The sequence below is a fragment of the Fibrivirga algicola genome, from assembly GCF_011742925.1.
In the GTDB taxonomy this organism is placed as follows: Bacteria; Bacteroidota; Bacteroidia; order Cytophagales; family Spirosomataceae; genus Fibrella; species Fibrella algicola.
The window spans coordinates 401,554-414,046 of the sequence record NZ_WAEL01000007.1; the positions used below are offsets into that span (position 1 = coordinate 401,554).

At 46.0% G+C, this 12,493-nt stretch carries 10 protein-coding genes; 5 read left to right on the forward strand and 5 right to left on the reverse strand.

Translation table 11 applies throughout. The features are described from left to right. Positions 1 to 27 precede the first annotated feature (27 nt). The 4 genes from F7231_RS19830 (at position 28) to F7231_RS19845 (ending at position 5,371) form a co-directional block, all read left to right on the forward strand. Positions 28 to 411, forward strand: coding sequence for an Xre family toxin-antitoxin system antitoxin (locus F7231_RS19830; protein WP_085413908.1), 384 nt, complete (start codon positions 28 to 30; stop codon positions 409 to 411). Positions 412 to 420: 9 nt separating this feature from the next. Beyond that, complete coding sequence (locus tag F7231_RS19835) at positions 421 to 864, forward strand: RES family NAD+ phosphorylase (protein ID WP_310589359.1); 444 nt, start codon at positions 421 to 423, stop codon at positions 862 to 864. Between the two features lie 331 nt (positions 865 to 1,195). Then, the gene (gene gyrA, locus F7231_RS19840) at positions 1,196 to 3,733 is read left to right on the forward strand and encodes a DNA gyrase subunit A (protein WP_166693270.1); all 2,538 of its coding nucleotides are present in this window, start codon (positions 1,196 to 1,198) and stop codon (positions 3,731 to 3,733) included. 159 nt (positions 3,734 to 3,892) lie between these two features. Beyond that, a complete protein-coding gene (locus F7231_RS19845) occupies positions 3,893 to 5,371 on the forward strand; it encodes a tetratricopeptide repeat protein (protein WP_085413905.1) in 1,479 nt (492 codons plus the stop codon). Positions 5,372 to 5,615: 244 nt separating this feature from the next. On the opposite strand, the gene F7231_RS19850 is transcribed toward F7231_RS19845, so the two are convergent. The 3 genes from F7231_RS19850 to F7231_RS19860 all read right to left on the reverse strand — a co-directional run bounded on the left by F7231_RS19850 (position 5,616) and on the right by F7231_RS19860 (position 8,362). Next, positions 5,616 to 6,707, reverse strand: a complete 1,092-nt coding sequence (locus F7231_RS19850) for a YncE family protein (protein ID WP_166693271.1) — start codon at positions 6,705 to 6,707, stop codon at positions 5,616 to 5,618. A 234-nt stretch (positions 6,708 to 6,941) separates the two neighbouring features. After that, positions 6,942 to 7,403, reverse strand: a complete 462-nt coding sequence (locus F7231_RS19855; RefSeq protein ID WP_166693272.1) for a helix-turn-helix transcriptional regulator — start codon at positions 7,401 to 7,403, stop codon at positions 6,942 to 6,944. A 131-nt stretch (positions 7,404 to 7,534) separates the two neighbouring features. Continuing rightward, positions 7,535 to 8,362: a 2,3,4,5-tetrahydropyridine-2,6-dicarboxylate N-succinyltransferase gene (locus tag F7231_RS19860; RefSeq protein WP_085413902.1), complete on the reverse strand. Its 828-nt coding sequence runs from the start codon at positions 8,360 to 8,362 to the stop codon at positions 7,535 to 7,537. A gap of 1,126 nt (positions 8,363 to 9,488) precedes the next feature. Here F7231_RS19860 and gap point away from each other — a divergent pair. Beyond that, a complete protein-coding gene (gene gap, locus F7231_RS19865) occupies positions 9,489 to 10,484 on the forward strand; it encodes a type I glyceraldehyde-3-phosphate dehydrogenase (RefSeq protein ID WP_085413901.1) in 996 nt (331 codons plus the stop codon). A gap of 47 nt (positions 10,485 to 10,531) precedes the next feature. Here gap and trmB read toward each other — a convergent pair whose 3' ends face one another. Next, a complete protein-coding gene (gene trmB / locus F7231_RS19870; RefSeq protein WP_166693273.1) occupies positions 10,532 to 11,197 on the reverse strand; it encodes a tRNA (guanosine(46)-N7)-methyltransferase TrmB in 666 nt (221 codons plus the stop codon). Between the two features lie 3 nt (positions 11,198 to 11,200). After that, the gene (locus F7231_RS19875) at positions 11,201 to 12,490 is read right to left on the reverse strand and encodes a bifunctional folylpolyglutamate synthase/dihydrofolate synthase (protein ID WP_166693274.1); all 1,290 of its coding nucleotides are present in this window, start codon (positions 12,488 to 12,490) and stop codon (positions 11,201 to 11,203) included. Positions 12,491 to 12,493 lie beyond the last annotated feature (3 nt).

Here is a 12,493-nt window from a genome sequence, read left to right on the forward strand (position 1 = left end):
CTTTGGGCAACGTAACCAATGAAATGTATGGTAGTTCAGGATCGAAACAGATTGGTGTTAGCCGCATTGCGGGGTGTACCGGCGCTGCTTTTCTTTGAAGTGGCGGACCAGACTGGTTATCGGCGGGAGCAGGTAGCAGAGGTATTTGATACGTCTCTGAAAACCTTTCAGCGGTATGAACGGGAGCAACGGAAGCTAAATCCACAGGATAGCGAAAAGATCCTTAAAATTCAGGCGCTTTTCGGCCGGGGAGCCGATGTGTTTGGTTCGGCCGAGGCTTTTCGGCGTTGGATGGATAAACCTGCTTTCGGGTTAGGTGGACAGGTACCGTTTGCGCTGCTCCATACTTCCGGGGGGATTGACCTGATTATGGACGAGTTAATCCGTATCGATTACGGTGATCTGGCCTAGTCTGTGGAAGTGTATCGAATCACCCGGGCCCTGTATACTGACAGGCTGGTAGCGTCGGGTGGGGCAGCCCGCTGGAATGCACGTGGTCGCTTCGTGATTTACACAGCGGGCAGTCGGGCACTCGCCTGTCTGGAAAACGTAGTGCATCGGAGCGGTGAGGGCTTGCAGGATTTATTTCGGGTTATGGTGATCGACGTACCTGACACGCTACCCGTAGAAACGATAACGCTTGCCGATTTACCACCCGATTGGTCCGATTACCAGAACTATGATGTCTGCCAGCAACGCGGCGAAATGTGGCTTCTCCGCGGAGCCAGCCCGGTGTTGCGTGTGCCGTCGGCGATTGTTACCCAGGAATGGAATTATTTGCTTAATCCAGCTCATCCCCAGTTCTCAACGATTGAGCTGGTTCGAACGGAAGCGTTTGCGTTCGACCCCCGATTGACGCGTTGAAAAACAGGCTATGTAGTTGTGTGTTTTTCAGGCAATTCACTTGGTAACCAACTCAATGTCAAGCGGAAAAAGGTAAATAAACAGCGGCCTATTTCGGTACTGTTTTAGAAAACGGATAATTGTATTTCAGTAAGAATATACTAGTGTTCCACGGTGACGAACGTACCTGGTAGGAGTGGAGTGAGCGTGGACCGTATACGCCCTTACAGAGTGGATTTGCGCGTTTGGTTTCACCGTTTGATGAAAATTTTGTATATTTGTATATAGCCCTCCCGTGTGAAACGGTGCGGCCAGAAATTGCAAATTTTCGCGAAATTCCCCCCTTCCGTTTATGGCAGAACAGACTCCCGAAATGGAGAATCCCAACAGCATCGTTTCGATTAACATCGAAGATGAAATGCGTGGGGCATACATCGATTATTCGATGTCGGTTATCATCTCCCGGGCCTTGCCCGATGTGCGTGATGGCCTTAAACCCGTTCACCGCCGCGTATTGTTTGGCATGGCTGAACTGGGTGTAAACTATAACAAACCGCATAAAAAATCAGCCCGTATTGTTGGCGAGGTATTGGGTAAATACCATCCGCACGGTGACTCGTCGGTTTACGATACCATGGTACGTATGGCCCAGGACTGGTCACTGCGCTACCCGATGGTGGACGGCCAGGGCAACTTCGGCTCGGTAGACGGTGATTCACCGGCGGCCATGCGGTATACAGAAGCTCGCCTGAAGCGGATTGCCGATGAAATGCTGGGCGATATCTATAAAGAAACGGTTGATTTCCAGCCTAACTTTGATGATTCGCTGGAGGAGCCGACGGTCATGCCGGCCAAGTTGCCCAACCTGTTGCTCAATGGTTCGTCGGGTATTGCCGTTGGTATGGCTACTAACATGGCTCCCCATAACCTGATCGAGGTCGTCGATGGCATCAGCGCATTCCTGGATAATCCGGAGATCACCATCGACGAACTGATCAAGTTTGTTGTGGCACCTGACTTCCCAACGGGCGGAACCATCTTCGGGATGAGCGGCGTGCACTCGGCGTTTCATACGGGGCGTGGCCGGGTGGTTATCCGGGCCAATGCAACGATCGAAGAAAACCGGGGCAAGACGCAGATCATCGTAACGGAAATTCCGTACATGGTGAACAAATCGGTGATGCTTGAAAAAACGGCCGATCTGATCAACGAAAAGAAGATCGAGGGTATCTCTGCCTTCCGGGATGAATCGGACCGTGACGGGATGCGTGTCGTGTATGACATCAAGCGGGATGCCAACGCCAGTGTGGTGTTGAATAACCTGTATAAGCATACCGCCCTACAATCGTCGTTCAGTATTAATAACGTGGCGCTGGTTAAAGGCCGCCCGATGATTCTGAACCTCAAAGACATGATGCGCTACTATGTAGAGCATCGTTTTGAGGTAATTACCCGACGTACCCAGTATGAACTGCGGGAAGCGGAAAAGCGGGCGCACATTCTGCTTGGGTTGCTGATTGCACTCGACAACATCGACGCGGTTATTGAACTGATTCGTTCGTCGAAAGATGCCGAGGTGGCCAAGAATGGACTCATTGCCAAGTTCGCGCTGTCTGAGATTCAGGCAAAGGCTATTCTGGAAATGCGCCTGCAACGCCTGACGGGTCTGGAGCGTGCCAAAATTCAGGGCGAGTACGATGAGTTGATGGCGGCCATTGCCGACTACAATGATATTCTCGCCCGGGAGGAGCGCAAGCGTCAGATTATCAAAGAAGAATTAGCCGACCTGAGGTCTCGTTACGGTGATCCACGCCGTACCCAGATCAATGCCCTGGGTGATGGTGATCTCGATGATTTATCGTTGATCGATGATGAGGAAATGATCATCACCATCTCGCATGAAGGATACATCAAGCGGACGGCATTATCTGAATACCGGCAGCAGGGGAGGGGTACAAAAGGATCGAAGGGGGCTTCATCGAAAGATGGTGACTTCACGGAGTTCCTATACTCGGCCACGATGCACAATACGTTGTTGATTTTTACCCAAAAGGGTCGGATGTACTGGCTTCCTGTTTACAAGATACAGGAAGGTGCCCGTGACGCAAAAGGCAAACCATTACCGAACTACATTCAGATCGACAGTGATGACAAGGTCCGGGCGGTCATCAACGTGAAGAACCTGGATGATCCCGACTACACGAAGAACAATTTCATTGTTATGTGTACTGAGCAGGGGACCATCAAGAAAACGTTGCTGGAGGCTTACTCAAATGTTCGCCGTACGGGTATTATCGCCATTACCATTGACCAGAGCGACCAGTTGCTCGACGTAGTGATGACTAACGGTGATAATGATCTGGTGATCGCATCGCGGGCGGGTAAGGCGGTTCGTTTCCACGAGACCCGGGTACGTCCGATGGGCCGTACAGCGGCTGGTGTAAAAGGTATCACACTCGACGACGAGGCGGAAGACGATCGCGTCATTGGTATGGTCTGCATTGGCCGACCAGATGCGCAGTTGTTGGTAATCTCAGAGAATGGATACGGCAAACGGTCGCCAATTGATGAATACCGCGTGACGAACCGGGGCGCTAAAGGCGTAGGTACGTTGAAGATCACCGAAAAAGTAGGTGCATTGGTCGGTATTCTCCAGGCTTCTGATAGCGACGACCTGATGGTGATAAACCGCTCAGGAATACTATTACGGACACCCGTCAATGCGATCAACGTCATTGGGCGAAACACGCAGGGCGTGCGAATTATCAAGCTTCGTGAGGGTGATTCGATCTCGTCTGTAATGACCGTAGTACGCGACGAAACGGAGATAGCCGATGAAGCGCCGGAGGTTGATGTCCCCGTTGATCCAACACCTGAAGCAGCAGAATAAATCAGTAATAGCCGCTTAAATACAGATCAGGAAGAGCCTTCGGATTAAACCGGAGGCTCTTTTTTCTGTCAAAATGCCGGGTGAAATGTGTATTTTCGCCCTATTGTTGAACAAAACTTAGTAATAGACTACATGGCACATCAAACGATGGCACATTCCATGACACATTCCATGAAAACCATGATGGCCGTATCGGCTGCGACGCTTTTATCAGTGTCAGCAATGGCCCAGAATAAAGCCCTTCTGTTTAAAGAACAGGGTGCTTTAGATAAAGCCAAAACCGAAATTGATAACAACGTCAACGATCCCAAACTGGCTACGAAGGCCAAAACGTGGGTGAGCCGTGCGCAGATCTACGAGGCGCTGGCGAATGATACTAAAGCGGCAGCATTAGACTCTAATGCCGCTATGGTTGCGTATGACTCGTACAAGAAAGCACTGGAGGTAGAGCCTAATGGCAAAATGACGAAGGAAATCAACGATGCCCTGTCGGGACAGATGTTGTATTCGGCTATGATGAACCAGGGTATCCGGCGTTACCAGGCTAAAAGCTATGATGCAGCGTATACAGCAATGGCGCTGGCCGCAAACATCAATGTAAAAGATACCACGGCACCTATGTACGCCGGTATCAGCGCCCAACAGGCTATGTCTGCGAAAGGAGAGGGGGCCAATCGCGCTGACTACATGACTAAGACGAAACAGCAGTTTGAAAAATATGCTGAGAACGGCGGTCGTGATGTAACGATTTGGGCGAGTCTGGCCCAGATGTACAACAGCGACAAAGAAGTCGACAAGGCGCTGGCCACACTGGACCGTGCTATGAAGATTTTTCCAAGTAACCGGGACTTGGGTACTACGCGCGTAAGCATCCTGCAGTCGTCTGGTCGTATGGATGAGGCAATCAACAGCATGAAGGAGTTGTATGAGAAGAATCCGAGTGATGCTCAATCGGCAGTTAACCTCGGCATCATGTACGATAATACCTACGTGCGGTTGTCTGATGAAGCGAAAAAAGCGATGGACGACGCCAGGAAGGGTGGTAAGATGACGAAGAAACTGGCCGACGAGAAAGCGCTGCTGGAAACCTACATGAGCGAAATAACTCGTCTGACTGCGTCGATTAAGAAACAGCCAAAGAGTGTCGATCTAAAGCGTCAGCTAACGGATGTGCAGGCAAAAGTAGCCGAGCAGAAAGCTAAAATCGCTGAGGTTGATCAGCAGGTTAAAGCCGAGGCTGGAAAAGGTGTAGATGGTGCTGCTCTGGAAGCTAAAGCGACTGGTCTGACCAAGCAAGCCAACGAGACCAAGGCAATGGCCCGTGACTACTACCAGAAAGCCCTGAATACGGATGCCAACAATTTCGAAGCTAACTTTAACATGGGTGTTGGTATTTTCAACGACGCCGTTGAGATGAAGCGCGAAGTTGATAACATGAGCATGGCTGAATACTCGAAGAGCGGTAAAGAAGTTGAAGGCCGCGTATGTGGTAAGTTTAAGCAGGCGTTACCATTCTTCCAGAAAGCAAAATCGGTGAATGGCAACGACACCTCGTTGAACAGTACGCTCGAGCAACTGGAAGGTATTCTCAAGCAATTTGAAGAGAAGAAAGTTGCTTGTGTAGACCCAGGTAAATAAGAAAATGAAGGGAGGCCGTTTTAGCCTCCCTTCATTTTTACGATTATTACTTAACATAATATAAATTATAAAACTAAATAGGTAGACGTTAGCCACTGCTCGTCCACAACATATCCACGTGAAACGTTAATGTATTACTATAGAGGTAGTTAGCTAAAAAACGCGCCATACAAGCTGTATAGCGCGTTTTTTATAGTGAGGATTTATCAGATTAAGTGGAGAACCGTGTTTTTACACCAGTAAGCTACTTAAAGTAAAAGCCACTTGGAACAAAGCCAACGGTTACTGAATCGATACGAGTTCCGTTTGGTTGAAATCGTCTGACTACTCCCTTGCTGGTAGAGTCGCGTGAATAACCACCATAGATGATTCCCGAAGTTGGTTCGATTCCCAATCCGGTAAATGACTGGTTCAGGATAGGTCTATCAATGGAAATAGTTGCCGCATTGATAGGGCTTGCATACACAGCGCCTCTGAGAAGAAAATAGAGCATCTGGGTGATTGGATTAATCACCAGGTTTGACGGATTGCCCGTTAGAGGACGCCCGCCAATACTAACCCGATTTACGACTTGTCTAGTTGTTGGGTTTATCCGAACAAGTTCAGCTAACGTTGTTCCACCGCCATTAGTTAGTGGCCGACCGCTGCAAAGTACATGTAATAGTCCCCCAACGGGATCATAGGCGATTGACGTGGGTACGTCACCAACCGAGATCGTGGTTACCAGTTGATCTGTTGTCGTATTAATAATGGAGATAGTATTGCCTATCCCGGTTCCACCTGAATTAGCGACAAACAGTTGATCACCTACCACAGCCATCTGTTCGGGACCTGCATTGGTAGGAATCGCCTTTATAACTTTACGATCAGCCAGGCTAACCACGGCCACGCCTGGTGAAAGCGTTTTACCGCCCCAATAACTGATATATCCCTTCAGAAAAAGACCGCGTTGAGGTGGTGCTGCTACCATATAACGCCCCTGCTCTACTCCTTCGTTGATAAATGAGATGCTTCGAAATGTACTGTTCTCGACAACTTCCACTTTATCACTATTGCTAACGATTAGGTAGCCTTTGCCATCAATTTCCGTATACGAACGCAGCAGATCCCCTAACGAGCGGTCATTGGCAGTGGAGAAGATATCTGGAATAGCTTGTTTGTCTCTGAGAAAACTTACTGAAGCATTGTTTTTTCCTGATTGACCCGATTCCAGTACTACAACGCCTTTCTCATAAGGCTCTGTGCGTAGAGGATCTGTAATAGTACAGGATTCGGAAAGGGCTAGAAGTGACAAGCCAATAGACAGAAAAGTAAACGATGAATGATGCTGTCTCATAAATAGCGAATGAAATAGTAAAGATACCCGCTAAGTTGGTTGACTACTATCATTATTAACGGATTCAGACATCCCCCATTTCTACCAAGGCATTGTACATAGTAATTATAAAGATTGGCAATTAACTATACAATTAGTTTGAGTTCTATCCATAGTAAACTGTAGAAATAGGAAGAGGAGAATTGAACCGCCTTGAACAACTAAAAAGGTGGCGAAGTGGCTAATTGGTGAAAATTAGGACGCTGGCATGTATTCACGGAAAGTACCGTCAGTGTAAAAGATCAGGATACGATCAATAATCTGTTTCGCTGAAATCTCCTGTTTTGGAATGACCGTTTCGTTGTAAGAGTTTATTTGATCAACAATACCAGGTGCCGGATCTGATGAGGCGGGCTGGAAGGACTTATGGGGTAGTTGTCTTGTGTTAGACGTCGAGTCACGCTGTGTCCTTGTGGTACTTAATGCTTGTGCAGGTGGTTCATCAGTTGACAATTGTCCATCTTCTTCAAGAAACCACTCATATGTAAATTCAGGAAAGCGGCGGACAATCTTCTGAATAATGTCAAGGCTGGGTCTGTTCCTGCCTGATAAAATGTGTGATATACTGGAACGTTGAACGCCAATATCATCAGCTAAATAGGAAGGTGACAAATTCTTGATTGTCAGCACCTGTTTAATTTTGTCATTAATTGACATGTGTAAAATGGATTAAGGTTGTTAACAATGTAAATATAAGCCAAATATAATAATGTAAATCAATAGGCCAAACAAATAGCCCGGTTTACAAGTGTAAAACCGGGCTATTTGTGTCGGTATTGGTTACAATATTAAACTGCTACGTTATTCTCACGCAGCGCCTCATTAAGTGACGTTTTTAAATCAGTAGAAGGTTTTCGCTTGCCAATGATTAGTGCACAAGGTACTTGGTAACTTCCTGCAGCAAATTCTTTAGTGTAGCTACCTGGAATAACAACTGAATTGGCAGGAACAAATCCTTTATACTCGATGGGCTCATCACCTGTGACATCGATCACTTTTGATGAGCCCGTAATTGTAACACCAGCGCCAAGAACAGCCCGGGTGCCAATACGAGCGCCCTCTACAACGATGCACCGTGAACCGATAAAGGCCCCATCTTCAATGATGACGGGAGCTGCTTGCGGGGGCTCAAGTACACCGCCGATACCAACGCCACCACTAAGATGAACGTCGCTTCCGATTTGAGCGCAGCTTCCAACAGTGGCCCAGGTATCGACCATCGTTCGTGCTCCAACGTAAGCGCCTATGTTGACATAGGATGGCATAAGTATTGCCCCAGCCTCAAGGTAGGCGCCGTGGCGTACAGTGGCTGGCGGGACTACGCGAACACCTGCTGCTACGAAATCAGTCTTTAATGGAATCTTATCATTGTATGAGAAAATGCCAACTTCTTGGGGTTTCATCGTCTGACTAATGAAATAAAGAAGGATAGCTTTCTTCACCCATTCGTTTACCTGCCACTCCCCTCCTTCCTCGTCACCTACAGGCTCAGCCACGCGTATCTTGCCATCGTTAAGATCTTGTATAACATCGTCAATGGTGGCTTTGTAAATTGGATTACTGATCAGTGAACGATCTGCCCACGCCTCAAGGATTTGGGTTATTTTGCTACTCATAATAGAAAGTAAAACTTTATTAATAATTGTTTAAGTTGCTGATAGTGAGTGGCTTTACGATAAGTCAAATTTGTTAGAGCAAATTTTATTTTGTCATAAAAATTGAGCAGATAGTAATTAAAGTCAAATCTATTCAGACGTGACTATAAAGGCCAATCAACCAGTTTGTAAATATAAGCTTCCTATCCGCCTTTATATGCAGTGGCTGTATTCTACATCCATTTTGACTGCATAGGACGTTATAGCCAACTCGCATTACATTACGCAGTTTTAAACTTGATTAGGGATATTGTGAAAAAAGTCAAGTAACCCTACCAGTTGAAACAGCAAGATTAATGCCTTGAAAGTTATCTGATACATATCTGTCTACTTGATGATGGCTGAGTTCCTGTAATTGATGTTTCGTCTTTTACTTGTCAATTTTACACAACCGTACTATGTCTTGATGTGTGTATTAGTGAAGTCAAAGTGTGAACGATATTACACACTCTCATTATCTGAATTCACTGGTCATATCTATGTACCTATTGTTTACATAAGATGTATAGAACAGTATGACTGGAATATTAAGAACTGCTGGTAAAATTTCACTTGTCTATCTACGTATGGTAATTACTTGTGAATGGGTTGTAAGATTAATTATAATGTAGAACGGTCAGTCCAAAAATTGGTTACATACATTAGATCACTCGCGATTGATTACCTATAAAGGTCTACAGGTCTTTATGCCAATGAGGCACCTCTCCTATTCTCAAAAGATATAGTAAAAGAAAGGCGTTAAGACCAATGAGGAGCGTTAGATAGAGGATACAATAGTTTAGCAATTCGTATTAGTAATTAAGAGAGACTGTTTAGTAAAACCTAATGCTTTCAAGGCAGTTAGTAACTAAATGGATAAAAATATTAGTAAATAACTAGCAATGACAAAATAAATAGCGTAATACTATTAAATTGGCTAAAGAATAAGCATTTTTGTTAACAATTTTTTAGTAAAAGAATCATTTTACTAAAATACGATGCTAAACTATTTAATATTTACTAAATTTAAGACTTTTTACTAAATACCCCTCATTGTCGTATAGCCTCCCTATCTTTGACACGTTAACCAAACCTGTTTGCATAACGAATGGCAACCATTAAAGTAGCTATTAACGGATTTGGACGCATTGGCCGTCTATCGTTCCGTCGATTATTGGAAAAGGAGAACATTGAAATTGTAGCAATCAATGACCTCACCGACAACGCCACACTGGCACATTTACTGAAATACGATTCTGTTCATGGGCGTTTTCCGGGGCAAGTATCAGCGGATGCAGACAGTATTACTGTAAATGGTAAGCGTATCAACGCATACGCAGAACGGGATCCTAAACTTCTTCCTTGGAAAGACCTCGGTGTCGATGTTGTGCTCGAGTCGACAGGACGTTTTGTAGATGAAGCTGGTGCCGGCCAACATTTGACAGCTGGCTGTAAAAAAGTAGTTATCTCTGCTCCCGCTAAAGGAAATATTCCTACAGTCGTATTAGGTGTAAACGACGACACACTAACCGGAAGCGAGACAATTATTTCAAATGCATCATGCACGACTAACTGTCTGGCCCCAATGGCTAAAGTACTTGACGACAACTTCGGTATCGAAAAGGGCTTTATGACCACAATTCACGCCTATACAGCTGATCAGAACCTACATGACGCGCCTCACTCCGATCTACGACGCGCCCGTGCAGCTGCCTTATCAATCGTGCCTACTTCTACGGGTGCTGCTAAAGCTGTTGGTTTAGTATTACCACACCTGAAGGGTAAACTTGATGGCAATGCCATGCGGGTTCCAACACCAGATGGATCAATTACAGATTTGTCTGTAATCTTGAAACGCGAAGCGACAGCTGAGGAAATTAACGCCGTAATGAAGCAGGCTGCTGAAACAACAATGAAAGGCATCCTTGAATTTGCTACCGACGAATTAGTTTCAATTGACATCATTGGAAACCCACACTCGTGCATATTCGATTCTAAACTGACTACGTCAATGGGCAATTTTGCTAAAGTAGTCGGTTGGTACGATAACGAGTATGGCTATTCTAGTCGGGTTGCCGATCTTATGGAGCGTTTGTTCAACTAATCGTTCCAAAACAGGATTCTTGAAAAAGGGGGATCAATAGCGTTAAGCTATTGATCCCCCTTTCTGCTTTGAAGGTAATTAATTGAAAACCCCTTGGCATAGAACATCGCCTCGTACTTCGTCTTTATTCCCAGATGAATATCGTTCAAAGGCGATTGATACAAATCAGTTGTAGAAGCAACAATCGTGAATCCGTTATCCGGTAAAGACTGAAGACTATACTCAAAGAATGGAGCGTGATCCGTTTTTAAATGCAGTACTCCCTCGTTTTTTAGAATTGATCTATAGAGCGTCAAGAAAGATGAATAGGTCAGACGATGCTTTTCCTGCTTATCACGTGGTTGAGGATCAGGGAACGTGATCCAAACCTCATCTACTTCCTCCTCGTCGAAAAACTCGAGTAAATAATTGACATCCGTCCGAAGAAAAGCAACATTAGACAAACCAGCCTCTAGCGCCGCTTGTGAACCACGTGCAATACGGTCACCTTTGATGTCTACACCTATAAAATTACGATCAGGGTATGCAGTAGCCAGACCCACGGTATACTCGCCCCGACCACAACCTAACTCAACTACGATTGGATTATCATTCTTAAAATAGTCGGTAAGCCAATGCCCTTTAATAGTCGTATATAACGGTTTGCCTCGCTCAATTACATTGTATGCTTCTTTGTTCTGCTCAAAACGATACATTTTCCGGCGTCTAGCCATATACTATAAGGAATTAACTTCGGCAACCACATAAGTGCTGCCAGTGATTAAAATAAGATCGTCAGGAGTAGCCTCGGCCAACGCTGCCGCTAAAGCCACATTGACATCCTGGTAACCCTGCCCCAATAAACCGACAGACGAAGCCTGCTGAACCAGTTCCTCCACGGGAAAGGCTCTCGGAGAATCAGCCTGACAAAAGTAATAAATGGCATCGGCGGGTAACAGATTTAAGATAGATAAGACATCTTTGTCGCGGACAAACCCAACCACAATTCGTAAGTGAGCATACGCGATCGTTCGAATACTAGTCAATAGCGCATCAATCCCGGGTTTGTTATGAGCGGTATCAGCGATCAGGATCGGACGCTGTTGAATCCATTGAAAACGCCCTTTTAACCCGGTATTTGTTACGACTAATCGACAACCATCAAGTATGGCCGCATTGGATACAGAGAAGAAAGATTGGGCACGCTGAATGGTAGCCAATACCGTTTTAACGTTAGCCAACTGATAGATGCCTAATAAAGGCAGATCAATCGAATACGTCTCGGCAAAGGAACGGGATACACAGTCTACCTGTCTGAACCCATTAGTCAGCCCTCTATCAACTACCGTCCAATCGTCCTCAGCAAACTCAATTGGTGCTTCATTGACCGCTGCAATTGACCGAAATACAAACTCTGTCTCCTCGTGACGCTCACCAATCACTACCGGTACGTTCGGTTTGATGATCCCTCCCTTTTCGGCCGCAATTTTTGGAAGTGTATCACCCAATACGTCAACATGATCCCAGCCAATATTGGTAATCACGCTTACTATCGGCGTAATGATATTAGTCGAATCAAGCCTCCCTCCCAGCCCAACCTCAATGATAGCCAAATCAACCTGCTCACGGGCAAAGTAATCAAAGGCCATGGCGACAGTAACTTCAAAGAATGAAGGCTGAATCTGCTCGATCGACAATCGTTGCGCCTCAACAAAATCAGCCACGACCGCTTCTGGGATAGGATGGCCATTGAGGCGGATTCGTTCGGTGAACGATTTTAAATGAGGCGATGTGTACAAACCAACCCGGTAACCCGCAGACTGGTATATACTGGCCAGCATATGGGACGTACTCCCCTTTCCATTTGTACCAGCAACATGAATGGTCCGAAACTGATGCTGCGGGTTTCCCAGCGCCTGACAAAGCGATAGCACGTTGGCAAGCCCAGGTTTATAAGCAGAAACGCCCACCCGATGAAAAACGGGCAGGCGATCATACAAGTACGAGATAGCCTCGTTATAGGTCATATA

Bases quoted from the DNA above. Each gene is read 5' to 3' on its own strand.
- F7231_RS19830 (WP_085413908.1), top strand. From the start codon at position 28: ATGGTAGTTCAGGATCGAAACAGATTGGTGTTAGCCGCATTGCGGGGT.
- gyrA (WP_166693270.1), top strand. From the start codon at position 1,196: ATGGCAGAACAGACTCCCGAAATGGAGAATCCCAACAGCATCGTTTCG.
- F7231_RS19845 (WP_085413905.1), top strand. From the start codon at position 3,893: ATGACACATTCCATGAAAACCATGATGGCCGTATCGGCTGCGACGCTT.
- F7231_RS19850 (WP_166693271.1), bottom strand. From the start codon at position 6,707: ATGAGACAGCATCATTCATCGTTTACTTTTCTGTCTATTGGCTTGTCA.
- F7231_RS19855 (WP_166693272.1), bottom strand. From the start codon at position 7,403: ATGTCAATTAATGACAAAATTAAACAGGTGCTGACAATCAAGAATTTG.
- F7231_RS19860 (WP_085413902.1), bottom strand. From the start codon at position 8,362: ATGAGTAGCAAAATAACCCAAATCCTTGAGGCGTGGGCAGATCGTTCA.
- gap (WP_085413901.1), top strand. From the start codon at position 9,489: ATGGCAACCATTAAAGTAGCTATTAACGGATTTGGACGCATTGGCCGT.
- trmB (WP_166693273.1), bottom strand. From the start codon at position 11,197: ATGGCTAGACGCCGGAAAATGTATCGTTTTGAGCAGAACAAAGAAGCA.
- F7231_RS19875 (WP_166693274.1), bottom strand. From the start codon at position 12,490: ATGACCTATAACGAGGCTATCTCGTACTTGTATGATCGCCTGCCCGTT.